Consider the following 16733-nt stretch of genomic DNA (forward strand, 5'->3'; position numbering starts at 1 on the left):
ATTCTCCTAACGCTTCGGGTTCGGTGTCGGCACCGAGGTTCGGTCCGTCCGACACCGGGCCGCAGACCCGCGGTTGTGCGGTCGTCGGTGATGTCGGGAGGGTTAAGTGCGCGTCGGGGATACCGAATGGTGTGACTTCCACGGTACGGCGAGCGGGCGGATTCGCGGTCGTCGGGACGTTGGCCCTCGCGGCCCCCAGTCTCGGCGCGGCCGCGTTCGCGCCCTTCGCCGCAGTCGCGCTCCTGGCGGCCTTCGTCGTCGACGACGGCCCCCTCTTCGAGCTGTTCGCGCGGCCCGGCGACCGGCAGGACGGCCGGCTCAACGGGCTCGCCGGGTTCGCACTGGCCGCGACCGGCCTCGCCCTCTTGGCGACGGTCCCGCGCGTCACGATGCCGCTTTCGGTGTTCGCCGCCGCGGTGTTGACACTCGCCTACGGCAACCTCGGCGCGCGACTGGTGGATTCGAGAACGTCCGACGAGTCGCTTCGCGCGGCGGGCTTCGTCGTGGCCGCGGTCTTCGCCGGTACCGCGGGACAGGCGGCAATCGCGTCGCTGACCGGCGATGCGATGCTGCTCGCCCGATTCACCCTCCTCGCGGCCGTCGGCGGTCTCGTCGGCGCGGTGCTCCGGACGGCCCTCTACGAGCGCGACGACCCGCTCGTCATGCTCTCTATCGGCCTCGTCCTGTGGGGCGTCGAGGTGCTCGCGGGGCCGGTGTCGCCGACGCAGACCGGCGTCGCGCTCGCCCTCACGGTCGCGCTCGGCTACGCCGCCTACGCCCTCGGCACGGCCTCAGTCGCCGGCATGATTACCGGCGTCCTCCTGCTCCTCTTCGCGGTCGTCTTCGGCGGCTTCGGCTGGGCGCTCGTGCTCGTCTCCTTCTTCGGCGTCGGCGCGCTCGCCACCAAGTTCCGGTACGACAGCAAGGCCGAACGCGGCGTCGCCGAGGACAACGACGGCGCTCGCGGCACCGGCAACGTCCTCGGCAACTCGGGCGTCTCGCTCGTCGCCGTCGTCGGCTACGCCGCGGCGCAAACGCTCGGCTACCCGTTCGTCAGCGACCTACTCGTCCTCGCATTCGCCGGGTCGGCCGCCGCCGCGATGAGCGACACGCTCTCCAGCGAAATCGGCGGGCTGTTCGACCAGCCGCGGCTCATCACCTCGCTCAAACCGGTTCCCGCCGGGACCGACGGCGCGGTCACGTGGCAAGGCGAAGTCGCCGGCGCGCTGGGCGCGGCCTTCGTGGCCGGCGTGAGCGTGCTGGTGCTTCCCCTGCCGGCGCAGACGGCCGCTATCGCCATTCTCGCCGGCGGACTCGTCGGAATGACGGTCGACAGTCTGCTCGGTGCGACGGTCGAGGGAGCCGGCCTCGGCAACCAGGCGGTCAACTTCCTCGCCACGTTCGCCGGCGCGCTGGGCGCGGTCCTCGTCTGGATTCCGCTGTGACGGGGGTGACTCGGCCGTGACGGGCGTTCGCCCCGCCCGCGACACCGACGTGCCGGCCGTCGAATCGCTCCAACGGCTCGTCTCGCATCCCTCGCCCGACCTCTTGGGCGCGTGGCCCGCCGTCGGGACGCTTCTCGTCGCCGTCGACGCCGACGACCGGCCGGTCGGCTACCTTCTCGCCGTCGGCGCGCATCTGACCGAACTCGCGGTTTCCCCCGACCACCGCCGCGAGGGCCGCGCCACCGCGCTCGTGGAAGCGTACCGGGACTCTCGTCCAGCGTCAGACGCGCCGCTCACGTTGCTGGTCCATCCGGAGAACGACGGCGCGCGTGCCTGTTACGAGGCGCTCGGATTCCGACGGGACGCCCGCATTCCGGACGCGTTCGACGGCGACGACGGGCTACGGTTCGTCCTCGAATCGAGCGAGGGCTGACCGTCTCGGCCGGCGTCGGGCCACGTTCCGTCCTCAGTCGAGGAGCTGGTCCGCGGTTCTGACGCGGACGCTGACGGGCTTTTTGACGTACTCGCCGGCCGAGCGCGCCACGACGTGTTCGACGCCGCGCTGGGCCGCGATGTCGACGAGTTTCTGGCTCGCCTCGCCGTCGACGACGACGAGCGCCGGGGCGGGGTCGGCGTACTCGACGGCGTCGTACACCTTCTCGACCGCGACCTCGTCGTCGATGCCGAGGTCGTCGTCCAGGAGCCGGGCCATGCCGCTCTCGTCGGCGATGACCTCGCGCACGTGGTCGGCGAGCGAGGGACGCTGGTCGGTCGGTTCGACCGCCTCGGCGACGGCTTCGACCTCGGACTCGGTGACCACCCCGCCGTTTGCGTCGGCGTCGGCGTCGGTGCTCGCGGGGCCGGTGGGCTTTCCGACCGTGACGGTACCGCCGGTGCCGGCCTCGGCGGGTGGCTCGCTGACCGCGTCGGCGGGCCCGTTCGCGTGGCCGTCTGCGGGTGGAGTCGACGACGCGTCAGTCGTCGGCGACTCCGTGCGAGGGTCCGTCGGAACGTCTCCTGTCCCGTTGGCGGCGGCGACGGCGGCCCGGAAGTCACCGTCGCCGTCGTCCGGAAGCGACGAGAGCGGGACCTTGTTCCTGAGGGCGCGGACGACCGACGCGCGGTCGAGGTCCTCGACCGACCGGCCGTCGGGCGCAAAGGCGACGTAGTCCACGTCGCCGACCTGCGAGAGTTCGCGCAGGATGAGTTCGCCGCCGCGGTCGCCGTCGAGGAACGCCGTGACGGTCCGCTCTTGGGTCAGTCCGGCGACCGCGTCGGGGACGTTCGTCCCCTCGACGGCGACGGCGTTTTTGATGCCGTAGCGGAGGAGCGTGAGCACGTCGGCGCGCCCCTCGACGACGATGATGGCGTCCGAGTCGGCGACGCGGGGGCCGGCCGGGAGACCCTGATACTCGGTGATGTCCTCGACGCGGACGCTCTCTTTGACCGCTTCGAGGATTTCGGTCGAGCTCATCACGGTGTCGTCGAACGACTCCGAGAGGAGTTCCTTGGCGCGCTCGACGACCATCCGTCGCTTGGCCTCGCGCACGTCCTCGATGTTCGTGACCTCGATGACGGCCTGACAGGGACCGACGCGGGTCAGCGTCTCCAGCGAGGCCGCGAGGATGGCCGTCTCGACCTTGTCGAGGCTGCTGGCGATGGTCATCTGGCCGAACGAGTGGCCGTTTTCCGAGTCTATCTGTACGTCTATCCGACCGACCTTGGAGGACTGTTGGAGGTCGCGGAGGTCGAGTTCGTCGCCGAGGAGGCCCTCGGTCTGGCCGAAGACGGCCCCGACGACGTCGCTCCGTTCGACGACCCCGTCGGCGGAGATGGAAGCGTGAATGAGATATTTTGCAGTGTCGTCCATTGGTGAAGTCACCCCGTTGGGGGTGGTGATGTGATGATTGTGATGATGTCATGGGCCGGACCCACGAACGTCATTATATAAGTTGCGCCCGAGGGAAATATCTATCGTGGCCGACGATTCGAACGCTCGCGGGGCGTTCGACTCCGACTCCGTGTCCCGCGAAACGCCGGCGAACCGTCGCTCTCCCGCCGTTTCGACCGACCACGTAATTTGTCACGCTTCCTCGTCGGTTCGGTGCGCGCCGACGAACTCGCCCGCGTCCCGGCAGAACGCCGCCGGGTCCTCGGGGAAGTCGTGTTCGGCGACGGCCCACTCGACGAACCCCTCTCGCGCGGCCGCGAGACAGCGGTCGATGTCGAGTTCTCCCTCGCCGAGCGACACGGGTCGACCGCCGCGCTCCGCGTCGGCGTCGCGGACGACGTCCTTCAGGTGGACGACCGGGGTCCGGTCGGCGTAGCGGTCGAGGTACGCGACGGGGTCGTAGCCGGCGGCGAGAATCCACGCGAGGTCGAGTTCGAAACCGACGCCGGACTCCTCGGCCAATCGGTCGAGCGCGGGTTCGCCCTCGACCGCGGCGAGTTCGTGGTCGTGGTTGTGGTAGAGCAGTCTGACGCCCCGCTCGTCGCACTTCGCGGTCAGGTCGTCCAGTCGGTGTGCGGTCTCGTCCACCGCGTCGGCGTCGGCGAACGCCTCGGGCGGGAGATACGGAACCACGAGGGTCTCGACGCCGAGCGCGCCGTATCGCTCGCAGACCGCGTCGAGGTCGGCTTCGAGGTCCTCGATGGGGACGTGGGCCGCGGGGACGCCGAGTCCGGTCTCGTCGAGGGCCGCGCGGACCGCCGCCGCGTCGTCGACGCCCGCGAACTCCACGCCGTCGAAGCCGGCGTCCGCGGCGCGTCGGACGAGCGCCGACGTCGGTTCGTCGAGCTCGCGAAGCGAGTACAGCTGAATACCGAAGTCCATGTGTCTCCGGTCGCACGCGCCGCTGGAAACTGTTCCGGCGGCCGATTCTCCGGCGGCCGATTCGCCCGCGGACGACCCCGCCTTTCGCGTCGGCTCTGTCGCGTGCGCGTCCGTGGATGGTTCCTGTCGTTCGACCGTCCCTGTTGAAGAAAATAGTTCTTCAATGTGGGGCAGCGTAGGTCGATAGAGTAAGATTTACGCCTCATTGTCGATTATCGTTCCTACGAATGACGCGAGTGCGCATCGACTACCGCTGGGTTGCCGTCTTCGCAATCCTCGTGACGTTCGCCGTTCCGTGGTTCCTCTGGGGCGACAGCAGGGTCTTCGCCGGCCTGCCGCTGTGGCTCTGGTGGCACATCGGCTGGATGGGGCTGACCGCAGTCGTCTTCCACCTGTTCACCCGGACGGCGTGGGACCGCGGCATCGTCGGGGAGGGTCGCTGATGGTCTCGGCGCTCGGTATCCAACTCGGCGTCGTCGGCGCGTACCTCGTGGTCGCGCTCGCGGTCGGCTTACTCGCCTACCGCCTGACCAGCCGCGACGCCGAGGACTACTATCTCGCCGGTCGCTCCATCGGGACCGTCGTCCTCCTGTTTACCACCTTCGCGACGCTCCTCTCTGCCTTCACGTTCTTCGGCGGCCCCGACCTCGCCTACCGTGCCGGCCCCGAGTGGATTCTCGTGATGGGCGTCATGGACGGCGTGCTGTTCGCCATCCTCTGGTACGTCGTCGGCTACAAACAGTGGCTCGTCGGTCGCGCCCACGGCTACGTCACCCTCGGCGAGATGCTCGGCGACCGCTTCGGCTCGACCCGCCTGCGTGCCGTCGTCGCCGGCATCAGCCTGTTTTGGCTGTTCCCGTACGTGATGCTCCAGCAGATGGGCGCGGGCGAGGCCATCGTCGGTCTGACGAACGGGATAGTCCCGTACTGGGCCGGCGCGGCCGGTATCACGGTGTTCATGATCGCCTACGTCGTCATCGCGGGGCTCCGCGGCGTCGCGTGGACCGACACCCTCCAAGGGCTGTTCATGCTCGGCGTCGTCTGGCTCGCGGTCGGCTGGGTGGCCACCGCGGCCGGCGGCCCCACGGCGCTCTCGAACGCCCTCGCGACGAACAACCCCGAGTTCCTCGCGCTCGGCGGCGGCCTCTACTCGCCGCAGTTCATCATCTCGTCGGCCGTCACCATCGCCTTCGGCGTGGCGATGTTCCCGCAGATAAACCAGCGCTTTTTCGTCGCCAAGTCGAGCGCCGTCCTCAAGCGCTCGTTCGCCCTGTGGCCCGTCCTCGTCGTCCTGCTTTTCGTGCCCGCGTTCATCCTCGGCACGTGGGCCGCCGGCCTCGGCATCTCCGTGCCCGAGGGCGCGAACGTCCTCCCCGTGCTCCTCAACGAGTACACGCCGGTGTGGTTCGCCGCGCTCGTCATCGCCGGCGCGATGGCCGCGATGATGTCGTCGTCGGACTCGATGCTCCTCTCCGGGTCGTCGTACTTCACCCGCGACCTCTACCGCCCCTTCGTCAACCCCGACGCGAGCGAAGCCCGCGAGGCGTGGCTCGCCCGCATCGGCGTCGCGCTGTTCGCCACGCTCACCTTCGTCGCCAGCCTGTTCCGCCCCGGCACGCTCGTCTCGGTCGGCGACACCGCCTTCGGCGGGTTCGCCCAGATGGCCCTGCCGGTCATCGTCGCGCTCTACTGGGCGAGGACGACCCGAACGGGTATGTTCGCCGGCATCCTCGGCTCGCAGGCGTTCTACCTCGCCCACGTGTTCGTCCCCGCGGTAGAGGTCGGGTCGATGACGCTGTTCGGCGCGACCTACCTCACGTGGGACTACGCCCTCTGGGGCATGGCGCTGTCGGCGCTTCTGACCGTCGGCGTCTCCGCGATGACCGCTGCCGCGCCCGAGGAGAACCAGTCCCGCTTCACCGACGGCCTCCGGGCCGACTGACCCGTCGGCGCACCTCTCCCCATCGATTTTCGTCACCGCAACGAAGCTTAACCCCCTGCGGGTGTAACCTACGGTCCATGCCCGAAGAAGTGCTCTTCAAATCCGAGAACCGACAGGCGCGAGCGGAAATCGCGTCGTATCTCCGAACCGTCGCCGACAAGCTCGACGCGGGCGAGCCGATTACGCTGAAGTCCGGCGACCAGACTGTCACGATGGAGCCGCCCGCGTCGCCGACGTTCGAGGTGAAAGCGGAACGCGAGGGCCCCGCTGGCGGTCCCTACGAACTGAGCATCGAGTTCGAACTGGAGTGGGACGAGGGCGCGGACGACGGAGCCGACGCCGGCGGCCTCGAAATCGAGTGAGGCGGGCGCGCCGGTCGTGCACCGATTCGAGTGTGGCCGGCGCGACGAATCGTCCCGAACGCTCAACACAGTTACCCTTTTGACATTCCCACGAGTCGTCGGTGACTCATGCAGATTCGACCGCTTCAGGCCGACGAGGTGGACGCGCTGGTTGACGACCTGTGGCTCCCGTTCGCCGAGGAGATGGGCGACATCGACGACTACGACGCGCTGGCCGAGGACGTGGACGTGCGGGCCGAGGCGCTCGACTACCGGTCCGAGCAGGTGGAAGCCGAGAACACCCGGACGTTCGTCGCCGTCGCGGCCGCGGAGGAGTCGGACTCCGCCGAGCGGTCGCTCCGGGGCTACGTCACGGTCGCGGACGCCGACTCCCCGCCGGTGTTCGCCCGCGGGTCGGTCGCCAAGGTGAAAGACCTCTACGTCGCGCCCGCGGCGCGGGGCGAGGGCGTCGGCACGGAACTCCTCGAACGGGCCCACGAGTGGGGCCGCGACCGCGGGTGCGAACGGGCCGCGCTGAGCGTCCACGCCGACAACGACGCCGCCCGGTCGTGTTACGAGTCGATGGGATACGAGACGCGGTACCTGAAACTCGACCGCCCGCTCTGAGGGCGGAGACGACGGCGGCTTCGCGGATGGCGACAAGGGTCGTCACCCGCGGTTTCGAGGGTCGTGTTCGCCCCCCGAACCCGAACCCTCAAAGCCGCTGAATCCAATTGGCGCGCATGAACGAGTCGGGCCACCAAGTGCTCATGGAGCAGGACGTGCTCCGCCGCCGCCTCGACGACGGCGACCTCCCCGACTGGGCGAGAAAACACTACGAGACGTTCCGCGAGACGATGCTCGGCGACCGCGACGGCGCGCCGTTCCCGTGTTACTTCGGCATCGAGTCCGAGCGCAACGGCGACGCCCTCTACACCTTCGTGGATTCGATGACCGACAAGGACGCGCTGTTGGCGCTCCGCGACACGCTCCTCGAATACCTCGACGTGTACCCGGACTACTCCGAGGCGTGCTCGCTCGTCGCGTTCTTCAAGCCGCCGGCGGAGGACCTCACCGAGGCCGACTACCACGAACACCTCTGGCACGTCCTCCAGTTCCTCCACGTCAACGACCCCGAGCCGTGGCCGGCGGACATCCCGACCGACCCCGACGACCCGAAATGGGAGTTCTCCTTCGGCGGCGAACCGATGTTCCCGACGACCCGCGCGCCGTTCTACGACGAGCGCGTCAGCCGCTACTGCCCGTGGGGCCTCGAAATCACCTTCCAGCCGCGCGCGCTGTTCGACGGCATCACCGCCGACACCGAGGCCGGCCAGAAGGCCCGCGAGGTCATCCAGAACCGCATCGAGGAGTACGACGGGGTCTGCCCCCACGCCGACCTCGGCGACTGGGGCGTCGAGGGCGACCGTGAGTGGCCGCAGTACATGTTCTCTTCCGACGAGTCGCAAGCGCCCGACGAGTGCCCGATTCGCATCACGCGCGAGCACCCGAAGGTGCCGATGGCCCCGGCGGACGACTGATGACGGCCGCTAATTCGAGGGCCGGCCGATGACCGCCGCCGACCTCCCCGACGACGCCGTTCTCGTCTGTATCGACATGCAGGTCGGCTTCGACGACCCGGCGTGGGGCGACCGCAACAACCCGGAGATGGAAGCGCGCGTCGCCGACCTGCTCGCGGCGTGGCGCGCGGCCGACCGCCCGGTCGTCCACGTCCGCCACGACTCCACCGAACCCGACTCGCCGCTCCGGCGCGACGGCGAGGGCTTCGCGTGGAAGCCCGAGGCCGAACCCGACGACGGCGAACCGGTGTTCACGAAGCGCGTCAACAGCGGCTTCATCGGCACCGACCTCGAAGCGTGGCTCCGCGAGCGCGACCGCTCGACGCTCGTCGTCTGCGGTCTCACGACCGACCACTGCGTCTCGACGACGACGCGGATGGCCGAGAACCTCGGCTTCGACGTGTACCTCCCCGCGGACGCGACCGCGACGTTCGACCGAGAAGGCCACGACGGCGAGCGCTTTTCGGCCGACGAGATGCACCGTACCGCGCTGGCGCACCTGAACCGGGAGTTCGCAACCGTCGTCGAGTCGGCCGACCTGTCGGCGACGCGGTGAGTGGTCGTCGCGTTCGCCGCCGGCCGTCCACGAAGCTGTAGTCAGATTTTCATATCCCCGCCGAGACGGTGGCACATGGACCGCCGATTTCTCGCCGTCGTCGGGGTGTTCGACCTGCTCATCGCCGTCGGCCTCGTGCTTCTCGGCGCGCCCGCTCACCCGGTTTCGTTCGCCCGGTTCGCGCTGTTTACCGCCGCCGGCGTGCTGTTGGTCGTCGCCGGCATCCGCGAATCGGTCGCTCTCGGGTCGACGACGCTCCGGTGGCACGTCGTCGCGGGCGCGGGCTACGTCTGCTTCGGGTTGGCCGTGCTCGCCAACGGCCTGTCGTCCGTCCTCGACGCCCGCGGCGACCCCTACTTCGGCGGGCTGTCCGCGCTCCTGCTCGCCCCCGTGATGCTGTTCATGGGCATCGATTACCTCCGCGGCGGCGTCCACTTCGACCTCTCGACGTTCGAGTGAGCGTCGGGGTCGACGCCTGCGGGAATCGACGTGACTTATTTCAGTTTCGCTGACCGATGACGGTTCCGGCTTACGATTACGCAAATACATTTCCCCGTCGGCGCGGAATCACCCTCCGATGGGTGTTTCGTTCCCGTACGGCGACGAGCTCGCGGTGGACTTCTCGTGGCACGAGTTCACCGGCGCGGTGGGAGATTCGGTTACGGTCCTCCCTATCGTCGTCGCCGTCGCCCGCCTGACCGACCTCTCGCTGGCCGTCGTGCTCGTCTGGTTCGGCGTGTTTCAAGTCGTCTGGGGGCTGTACTACGCGGCCCCGCTGTCGGTCGAACCGATGAAGGCGCTGGCCGCGCTCGTCCTCGCCGAGACGGTTACGACCGGCGAGGCGCTCCTCGCCGGGTTCGGCCTCGGCGTCGTTCTCCTCGCTATCGGTCGGACTCGCTCGCTCGACCGCGTAAGCCGCTACATCGGCGCGCCGGTCGTCCGCGGCGTCCAGTTCGGCGTCGCGCTCGTCCTCCTGTCGACCGGGCTCGAACTCGGCGCGGGCGACCTCCCGCTCGCCGGCCTCGCGGTCGCCGTCGCCGCCGTCGCCCTCCTCACCAAGCGCTCGAACCTGAGCGCCCTCGCCGTCCTCGCGGTCGGCGGCGCGGTCGCCGTCGTCGACGTGGGACACCTGTCGCTCGCGGTCCCGTCGGTCGGCGACGCCCGGCTGCTCTCGCTCGACAACCTTTCGTTCTCCGTCGCGGAGGCCGCAGTCGCCCAGTTGGCGATGACCGTCGGCAACGCCGCGCTCGCCACGTCGGTCCTGCTCGCGGACTACTTCGACCGCGACGTCTCCGCCGACGAACTCGCCACCAGCATGGGCGCGATGAACCTCCTCGCGGTCCCTCTCGGCGGCTTTCCGATGTGCCACGGCAGCGGCGGCGTCGCCGGCAAGTACGCCTTCGGCGCGCGGACCGCCGGCGCGAACGTGATTCTCGGCGTCGGCTACGTCCTCGTCGCCCTGTTCGCCGTGGACGTGGTCGCCGCCTACCCCGTCGCCATGCTCGGCGTTGTCTTGGCGATTATCGGCCTGCAACTGGCGCGGACGAGCCTGACCAGCCTGACCCGCGCGGACGGCTACGCCCTCGTGGTCGCTATCGGCCTCGTGGGCGTCGTCGTGAATCTGGGTGTCGCGTTCGTCGGTGGGGTTGCGGCGTGGCTGGTGTGGGAGCGGTGGGGCCGAGCGGTGTGGGACGGGGAGTGACAGTCGGGTCAGTTGGTCGGATTCATAACCAACCCCGCCCACGTACCACGTATGCAGACGCACATCGTTCCCGTCGGCTTCGACTACGACCGACTCATCGCGCCACCCCTCGCTGCGCTCGGGTTTCGGAGAACACAATGTCCGAACTCGAACCACTATCTCCGAACGAAGGTGTCCAGTTGTACCTCACCGATAGGCAAGCCGAATTAGCAGAACAGACGCTCGACTCGTACCGCTACAAACTGACTCGATTCGCCAACTGGTGTGCGTCAGAAGGAATCGAGAACCTCAACGAACTCTCCGGTCGGAATCTTCTCCAATTCAAGCAGTACCGTGCTGAAGACCTCAATCCTGTTTCCCTGAAAGCCCAACTCGATACGCTCAGGACGTTCATACGATTTTGCGAATCCATTGACGCCGTCTCTCCCGACCTCCACAACAAGATTCTCTCCCCGAGTTTGGGGCAAGGCGACAGAGAACGTGATGTGTTGGTCGACCCCGAACAGTCTCAGGCCGTTCTTGACCACGTTTCCCGGTTCCAATACGCCTCACTCCACCACACGATTCTGACGCTTCTGTGGCGAACTGGTGCGCGTTCAGGGACAATCAGGGCACTCGACGTCGACGACTACGACCGAGGGAATCAACGTATTCGTGCAAAGCACCGTGACGGTACTCCGCTGAAGAATCAGGAGAAGGGAGAACGCCTCATCGCGTTGAGTCCCGACACGTGCCAAGTACTGAATGACTATATCGACTTCAACCGCGAGAAGGAAACCGAAGAGGCAGGGAGACGCCCGCTTCTCACTACGAAGTTTGGGCGAGTTTCGAAGTCGACTATTCGGGAGACGTGCTATCGGTGGACCCATCCTTGTCAGTACAACGGGGGACACTGCCCCCACGGTCGTAGCACCGATTCGTGTAAAGCACTCTGTGGCCCCGAGAAAGCGCCGTCAGTCTGTCCATCATCCCGTAGCCCGCACGCATGGCGACGGGGTGCAATCACTCATCACCTCACCAACGACGTCCCTGTGGAGGTTGTCAGCGACCGTATGAACGTCAGTCCCGACGTGTTGGAAGCGCACTACGACCGACGCTCAGAAGAAGTGAAAGTCGAACAACGGAGGGCATACCTCGAAGGGTTGTAATCAGCGAAGAGTACGCTGTGTTGAAACCATCAACCGAGGACTGTTTTTTACCATGCTGAATACAGCACACGAATGCAGGAAGGTACGAACCACTTGTCGTTCACCATCAGATACATAACAACTGGAATAATTGGCTGCTACAATGGGTTCGTGGTTTGGCAGAAAGAATATTGCTACATGGGTAATGGTACTGTTGGCTGGAATTCCAGCAGCTGCAAAGTTTTATCCCCCGATTTTTGTATCGGTATTTGCGACCCTGCCAAACGCTATTCAAGATGTTATAGAACTTCTACCACTTGGGCTGCTTACTGAGGTTTTCTATCTGGTGGGACTGCTATCCGTTGGCTTTTTGATTGGTAGATTCACGTCAGGAGATGACGGTGGTTCAAAAAATTGGACTACAAACATTTCTGATATAACCGGGTGTATCAAAAAAAAGGGCGTTGCATGGCGTTGTGAGGCAACTGTCTCTAACGGGGGATTCACAGTAGACATCGATAGAACACCCCGTTGTCCAAAATGCCAAACTGAGATGACTGGTAAAAATAAACGCAACCTCCGTCGAACGAGCAAATGGTCCTGTCCGAATTCGGACTGCCTCCACGAAGTTGATTACTCAGATGATATTGAGGCAGAGAAGATTTTCACACGCCACATAGAACGGATATTGAATGATACTGAGGAGCAATACTTCATTGACAATATAGTTAGTGAGAGTGACGATATATCGTCCGGAACCGAGATATGGGAAGCATATGTGGACATGGTTGGGGATGAGTACTCTGATGTTTCAACTGCTTGCTTTACCTGATATCTGGTTTCACGCGGAAATGATTCACATACAGACTCCGGTCTGTGCGATGTTGAGATAGTACAACTGACCTTAGGGAGAAGTAATGCTGTTCAGACTGCTAAATGCAACCCCCAATATTCAGCACGCCACTTTTGTCATCTAAATGGACTTTTGACAGACCCAATTCATAATCCGGAGAGGCTCTGGACTCTGCCTCAAAATCCAGAGAAATTTGTGCAAGCATTGAGACGGAGTTACCATAAGTTACGATTGAAGACCGACTTCGTGTACTAACTGTTGTCCGATAATATTCGTCAACCATCCATCAACCTGAATTTGGGTATTCCAGTGAATCGCTATTTTCAGAGACAGAGTTGCGTCCGAGATTGCACCTTCACCATGGTTGGCCAATATTGAAAAGTTATGAGCCATCAGGAGAAAATAGCGAGATTGTCAAATTCTGGTTAGTCTGGAATATCAAAAACACCCGCTCCTTCTGAACTGCCTCAGTTGCGCCACATCCGATTTATTTAACCAAAACGTCCCAAACCACATACAGGGATTAAAAACGCGACAGCGGATAAATATGGGCCTCTGGTTAGATTCTAAACAGAGACTTGTGACCGAGAAAATCAGTTGGTCTCTATTCGTCGATTTCTCACGGCCTGCATGGGGTAAATCGAAGTATGGGCCCACAGCAGAAGCACTTCAGGGATTCTTAATCCGAAGAGGGGCTTACTCAGCAGGTTTAGAATAGAATAGTAGAGTAGTAGAATAGAGTAGTAGTAGTAGTATACAGTAGTAATAGAGTAGTATACAGTAGTAGTAGTAGAGTAGTATACAGTAGTAGTAGTAGTAGTAGTATACTATGGTGGACGTCACAATCCTCATCTCCAGAGTAGACAGAAACGTCGATAACGGCTCGATTTTTCTTGGAGCCGTGTTTTATAATCACACAATTATATCGCCAAAAAGTCCACTATCAACAAAATCGTTTTGTAGTGTTGACTGGAGTACTCCGCTAAGTGGACGGCATTATCGCGGACCTCGGTAGCCAAGCCGTCCCCGGAACAGAAATCGCGTTTCGTTCAGTAGTTTGGGGACGTCATAACCTGGCCATTGATGACCACCAACTCTTTTCATACTCGTGAACTGTCTGTCAACCAATGATTACAATTCAGGGAAGCACACTGGTTCTCGCCACCGCCACGCTCACTGGGGCGGTTCTTGGTGCTACTGCTAACATCCTATGGGAGAGTTGGAATAAGCGAAAGAAACGTGACAATCTTCGTCGAGCGATATGGGCCGAGATGATGACTGTTCGGCCATATCTCGCTGGAACATTCGGTCCAGAAGGTCAGTTCTTACGAAAGACCATCTACGAGAACAATGCTGACGACCTCACGATACTCTCTGATGATGAAGTAGAGGCAATCGTGGCTTTCTATGGTCACATAATCAATCTGCAGGCCGCTGTGAACCAATCAGGAGATGAAACCTTCGACCGAAACAACACCTTCGCAGAAGCGTATATGCAGTCTGATGTGAGGGTCTGGTTCAATCACGCGGTCGAACAACTCTATCCTCACGTCGACATCGACGACGGGCTTGACGAAGTCAAAATCCCCGGTCCTGTATCTTTGTAGGTGCTAAATGCAGTTCTCAGTCTGATTTCTGTTCATAGTACTCACCCAACAAGTCTCTCCTGTTCCACCATTTCTGGACCTCATCTTGGTTTGACTGGCATATGAATACGAAATTGACGTCACAGTCTGCTTGTTCGAGTTCCCATCCATCCGATACTTCGCGTAACATCTGGTCGTTGACGTCACGAAGTTGGATAATTCCGTCCAGTGGATACGGAATGTCGTTGTTGACCGCAAAGAGCGTATCACTCAGTGAACTCCAATTTTCCAAAGATGTGACACCTCTGAATTTGATGTCCCCCTCTTTCCCAACTACCTCAACTAACTTTGAATCGCTAAACTCGTCTTCTTCGCTCGGTAAGATTTGGCACTCACAAGAAAACCGGTACAGAGGAGAGACGTCATCCAAATCTAAACCCTTGATTCGCGGGATGCTTTCGTCTTGAAGTAGGTCATTGACGACCTTCTTGGTCTGTATGTGTTCCTCGCTTTGGTTGACTGACTTCATGACGTTTTTTCGTGTCTGGTGCTTCCCTTCGACGCTTCCGTTCAGAAACACGTTCAGGCCAGCCACCAGTCTTTGGGAAAACCGTGTCTCTGTTTCCTCCACGACCTCTGTCTCTTCGCCAATCCTGTCGACAAATAGTTGCTCGATATGCGACGGTGAATAGTACAGAATGTGTCGATATTGTTGACCGTCCATCTTTCGTATGTCTGTTGCCACGACCTCTTGGATTAAAAACACATTCCCCCCAACACCTCTTTCTGCTGTACCATCCCCCTTTTCGCCAGCGTCCTCGGTTTCATAATTGGCCTATGGCCCTCGGCACACCAACTATATCATAGGAGAGTTCACGCAAATAATTTCGCAGAAGGGGTTGTTAAATACGTGTTTCATTAAATTGGAGAATATTTCAACCACTTAGTGGAATAAGGCAATGCCTCAATGGATTTCGTTTCTCGGGTCAATCTTCATTAATCTGCTTTAGTTTCACGGACTACCTTTGACAGTTCAGGCCCCACTTCATTGTCTGTGGTAATGTTGACGCGCGGGTGGGCTTCGTCGCCGGTGATGAGCGTTATACTCTGTCCAACCACCTTTTTATCCAAATTGAACGTCTCTACGAAGCCACCTGCGAGTTTCATTGCGTATAGCGTAACACATACACCCAAAATCAACAGAGAAATTCCGAATACCGGGTTGAACAGAAAGCCACCAATACTAAATGAGGCGAGGCCTACGCCAGCCATTCCTAACAGTTGTTGTTTGTTCGGGTCGTTCCGGGTTTTTGGTTTAGATTCTACGGAACTAATGTGCTGATAATCAATATCTTTGAATCCACCTTCTCTGTCAAGATAGATTATCCGTTGATTTGTGGCCGCAAAACTCACTCCACTTGACTTTTTAGCGGCCTTAATTTTGTCTTGACCTTCAAGTTCACCATCTGGTTTAATTCCCCCGGTCCATTCTATAATAATTTCCTCGCCGTCAACAAGATATTCACTAAGGTTTCCAGACATTCAGGTTCATCTTTCTAATCAAGAGTATGAAACTACCGGACTGACGCCATTCTCGCAACCTATCCCACACCTCAATGAATTGACTCATTCGAACGCAACTACTATGTGATACTCCCCCGTCGTTTCTCACGAAATCCGAGACGGCTGGGGGACGCACATCCTCGATGTGTGGTTCAACGGTAAGGGAACTGGTGCTTTTTATAAGCACCGTACCCACGTACCACGTATGCAGACGCACATCGTTCCCGTCGGGTTCGACTACGACCGACTCATCGCGCCGCTCATCCGCGATCAGTTGGACGTGGACCGCGTCATCCTCCTCGAGGGGGCCGTCGGGAGCGAGGCGAACGTCGAGTACTCGCGGAACCTCTCGGGCAAACTCGGCAAGGACTTCGAGAACCTCCTCGGCGCGGAGACCGAGCGCGTCATCGTCGACGACGTGTACGACTACGACGCGGCGTTCGAGCAGGCGTACGACCTCATCAACGCCGAACTCGACGCCGACGACGAACTCCGCGGCGACGACGACGAACCCGGCGAGGTCTGGGTCAACGTGAGCGCGATGCCTCGGCCGGTCTCCTTCGCGTTCGCCACCGCGGCCCACTCCATCATGGTCGAGCGACAGGCCGACCGCGAGCGCATCCACACCTACTACACGGCCCCCGAGAAGTACCTCGAAACCGAACTCGCAGAGGAGTTACGGACCGAGCGCGCGCTCCTTTCGGACCTCCTCGAATCGGGCGAAATCGACGCCGACCGCATCCGCGAGCGCCTCGACGCCACCTCCGACCTGCTGTCGGAGTTCGACGAGCGCGGGACGACCATCGGTGCGAAGCAGATAGACGGCCGCCACATCGTCGAACTCCCGGTGGCCTCCTTCTCTAACGTCAAGCCGTTCGAGGAGGTCATCCTGTTCAAACTCGGCGAACACGGCGAGTTCGGCTCGGTCTCCGAACTCGCGGAGGCGCTCGCCCGCGAGATGAACGAGGAGTACACCGACTCCTTCCGGTCGAAGGTCATCTACAACGTCGACCGCCTCGGCCCCGGCGGCAAGGGCTACATCGAACAGGAAGAACGCGGGAAGTCCTACCGGACGCGCCTCTCCCGAATCGGCCAGTTGTGGGTCCGTGCCCACGCCGACAGCGACGAGTGAGCCGTCGGTGAAGCGGGCTACGGGAGAGAACCGATTCAGCCCGGCCCGCACGGATGCGGCGTTCGTCACGGCG

The 16733-nt window shown here is 62.2% G+C and carries 18 protein-coding genes; 14 read left to right on the top strand and 4 right to left on the bottom strand.

Going from position 1 to position 16733, the window contains the following annotated elements:
* Nucleotides 1-131 precede the first annotated feature (131 nt).
* Nucleotides 132-1445 (top strand): DUF92 domain-containing protein, encoded by a 1314-nt coding sequence (locus C5B91_RS09990; RefSeq protein WP_115819579.1) that lies wholly within the window; start codon nucleotides 132-134, stop codon nucleotides 1443-1445.
* 16 nt (nucleotides 1446-1461) lie between these two features.
* Nucleotides 1462-1878 carry a GNAT family N-acetyltransferase gene (locus C5B91_RS09995; RefSeq protein WP_008095727.1) on the top strand — a complete coding sequence of 139 codons (417 nt, stop codon included), beginning with the start codon at nucleotides 1462-1464 and terminating at the stop codon, nucleotides 1876-1878.
* Nucleotides 1879-1911: 33 nt separating this feature from the next.
* Here C5B91_RS09995 and dnaG read toward each other — a convergent pair whose 3' ends face one another.
* Together dnaG and C5B91_RS10005 are read right to left on the bottom strand one after the other, a co-directional pair.
* Complete coding sequence (gene dnaG, locus C5B91_RS10000; protein WP_008095726.1) at nucleotides 1912-3315, bottom strand: DNA primase DnaG; 1404 nt, start codon at nucleotides 3313-3315, stop codon at nucleotides 1912-1914.
* Nucleotides 3316-3528: 213 nt separating this feature from the next.
* The gene (locus tag C5B91_RS10005) at nucleotides 3529-4278 is read right to left on the bottom strand and encodes a sugar phosphate isomerase/epimerase (RefSeq protein ID WP_115819578.1); all 750 of its coding nucleotides are present in this window, start codon (nucleotides 4276-4278) and stop codon (nucleotides 3529-3531) included.
* A 227-nt stretch (nucleotides 4279-4505) separates the two neighbouring features.
* Between C5B91_RS10005 and C5B91_RS10010 the strand changes: the two genes are divergently transcribed.
* The 11 genes from C5B91_RS10010 (at nucleotide 4506) to C5B91_RS10055 (ending at nucleotide 13986) form a co-directional block, all read left to right on the top strand.
* On the top strand, nucleotides 4506-4721 hold the full coding sequence (locus C5B91_RS10010) for a DUF3311 domain-containing protein (RefSeq protein ID WP_004042215.1): 216 nt from the start codon (nucleotides 4506-4508) through the stop codon (nucleotides 4719-4721).
* Nucleotides 4721-6220, top strand: coding sequence for a sodium:solute symporter (locus C5B91_RS10015; protein WP_008095724.1), 1500 nt, complete (start codon nucleotides 4721-4723; stop codon nucleotides 6218-6220). Before C5B91_RS10010 ends, C5B91_RS10015 begins: the two co-directional genes overlap by 1 nt.
* Before the next feature lie 77 nt (nucleotides 6221-6297).
* Nucleotides 6298-6582, top strand: coding sequence for an amphi-Trp domain-containing protein (locus tag C5B91_RS10020; protein ID WP_004975456.1), 285 nt, complete (start codon nucleotides 6298-6300; stop codon nucleotides 6580-6582).
* Nucleotides 6583-6690: 108 nt separating this feature from the next.
* Nucleotides 6691-7188, top strand: coding sequence for a GNAT family N-acetyltransferase (locus C5B91_RS10025; RefSeq protein WP_008095723.1), 498 nt, complete (start codon nucleotides 6691-6693; stop codon nucleotides 7186-7188).
* Between the two features lie 116 nt (nucleotides 7189-7304).
* On the top strand, nucleotides 7305-8102 hold the full coding sequence (locus C5B91_RS10030) for a YqcI/YcgG family protein (protein ID WP_008095721.1): 798 nt from the start codon (nucleotides 7305-7307) through the stop codon (nucleotides 8100-8102).
* Between the two features lie 28 nt (nucleotides 8103-8130).
* The gene (locus tag C5B91_RS10035) at nucleotides 8131-8697 is read left to right on the top strand and encodes a cysteine hydrolase family protein (RefSeq protein ID WP_008095719.1); all 567 of its coding nucleotides are present in this window, start codon (nucleotides 8131-8133) and stop codon (nucleotides 8695-8697) included.
* 75 nt (nucleotides 8698-8772) lie between these two features.
* Nucleotides 8773-9156, top strand: a complete 384-nt coding sequence (locus C5B91_RS10040; RefSeq protein ID WP_004042221.1) for a hypothetical protein — start codon at nucleotides 8773-8775, stop codon at nucleotides 9154-9156.
* Between the two features lie 118 nt (nucleotides 9157-9274).
* Nucleotides 9275-10399 (top strand): putative sulfate/molybdate transporter, encoded by a 1125-nt coding sequence (locus C5B91_RS10045; RefSeq protein ID WP_008095716.1) that lies wholly within the window; start codon nucleotides 9275-9277, stop codon nucleotides 10397-10399.
* A gap of 137 nt (nucleotides 10400-10536) precedes the next feature.
* Nucleotides 10537-11547, top strand: coding sequence for a site-specific integrase (locus C5B91_RS10050; protein WP_115819577.1), 1011 nt, complete (start codon nucleotides 10537-10539; stop codon nucleotides 11545-11547).
* Between the two features lie 142 nt (nucleotides 11548-11689).
* Nucleotides 11690-12358, top strand: coding sequence for a hypothetical protein (locus C5B91_RS21925; protein WP_147298783.1), 669 nt, complete (start codon nucleotides 11690-11692; stop codon nucleotides 12356-12358).
* 1148 nt (nucleotides 12359-13506) lie between these two features.
* Nucleotides 13507-13986 carry a hypothetical protein gene (locus C5B91_RS10055; protein ID WP_115819576.1) on the top strand — a complete coding sequence of 160 codons (480 nt, stop codon included), beginning with the start codon at nucleotides 13507-13509 and terminating at the stop codon, nucleotides 13984-13986.
* Between the two features lie 16 nt (nucleotides 13987-14002).
* On the opposite strand, the gene C5B91_RS10060 is transcribed toward C5B91_RS10055, so the two are convergent.
* Nucleotides 14003-14596 (bottom strand): hypothetical protein, encoded by a 594-nt coding sequence (locus C5B91_RS10060; protein WP_147298782.1) that lies wholly within the window; start codon nucleotides 14594-14596, stop codon nucleotides 14003-14005.
* Nucleotides 14597-14961: 365 nt separating this feature from the next.
* A complete protein-coding gene (locus tag C5B91_RS10065) occupies nucleotides 14962-15507 on the bottom strand; it encodes a PH domain-containing protein (protein WP_115819574.1) in 546 nt (181 codons plus the stop codon).
* Between the two features lie 226 nt (nucleotides 15508-15733).
* Here C5B91_RS10065 and C5B91_RS10070 point away from each other — a divergent pair, with 226 nt between their 5' ends.
* Nucleotides 15734-16660 carry a DUF6293 family protein gene (locus C5B91_RS10070; protein WP_004975440.1) on the top strand — a complete coding sequence of 309 codons (927 nt, stop codon included), beginning with the start codon at nucleotides 15734-15736 and terminating at the stop codon, nucleotides 16658-16660.
* Nucleotides 16661-16733: the final 73 nt, after the last annotated feature.

The organism is Haloferax sp. Atlit-10N (assembly GCF_003586325.1).
GTDB classification, from domain to species: Archaea; Halobacteriota; Halobacteria; order Halobacteriales; family Haloferacaceae; genus Haloferax; species Haloferax prahovense.

Coding starts and splice junctions, on each gene's coding strand:
- dnaG (WP_008095726.1), bottom strand. CDS start 3,315: ATGGACGACACTGCAAAATATCTCATTCACGCTTCCATCTCCGCCGAC.
- C5B91_RS10005 (WP_115819578.1), bottom strand. CDS start 4,278: ATGGACTTCGGTATTCAGCTGTACTCGCTTCGCGAGCTCGACGAACCG.
- C5B91_RS10010 (WP_004042215.1), top strand. CDS start 4,506: ATGACGCGAGTGCGCATCGACTACCGCTGGGTTGCCGTCTTCGCAATC.
- C5B91_RS10015 (WP_008095724.1), top strand. CDS start 4,721: ATGGTCTCGGCGCTCGGTATCCAACTCGGCGTCGTCGGCGCGTACCTC.
- C5B91_RS10020 (WP_004975456.1), top strand. CDS start 6,298: ATGCCCGAAGAAGTGCTCTTCAAATCCGAGAACCGACAGGCGCGAGCG.
- C5B91_RS10025 (WP_008095723.1), top strand. CDS start 6,691: ATGCAGATTCGACCGCTTCAGGCCGACGAGGTGGACGCGCTGGTTGAC.
- C5B91_RS10030 (WP_008095721.1), top strand. CDS start 7,305: ATGAACGAGTCGGGCCACCAAGTGCTCATGGAGCAGGACGTGCTCCGC.
- C5B91_RS10035 (WP_008095719.1), top strand. CDS start 8,131: ATGACCGCCGCCGACCTCCCCGACGACGCCGTTCTCGTCTGTATCGAC.
- C5B91_RS10040 (WP_004042221.1), top strand. CDS start 8,773: ATGGACCGCCGATTTCTCGCCGTCGTCGGGGTGTTCGACCTGCTCATC.
- C5B91_RS10045 (WP_008095716.1), top strand. CDS start 9,275: ATGGGTGTTTCGTTCCCGTACGGCGACGAGCTCGCGGTGGACTTCTCG.
- C5B91_RS10050 (WP_115819577.1), top strand. CDS start 10,537: ATGTCCGAACTCGAACCACTATCTCCGAACGAAGGTGTCCAGTTGTAC.
- C5B91_RS21925 (WP_147298783.1), top strand. CDS start 11,690: ATGGGTTCGTGGTTTGGCAGAAAGAATATTGCTACATGGGTAATGGTA.
- C5B91_RS10055 (WP_115819576.1), top strand. CDS start 13,507: ATGATTACAATTCAGGGAAGCACACTGGTTCTCGCCACCGCCACGCTC.
- C5B91_RS10065 (WP_115819574.1), bottom strand. CDS start 15,507: ATGTCTGGAAACCTTAGTGAATATCTTGTTGACGGCGAGGAAATTATT.
- C5B91_RS10070 (WP_004975440.1), top strand. CDS start 15,734: ATGCAGACGCACATCGTTCCCGTCGGGTTCGACTACGACCGACTCATC.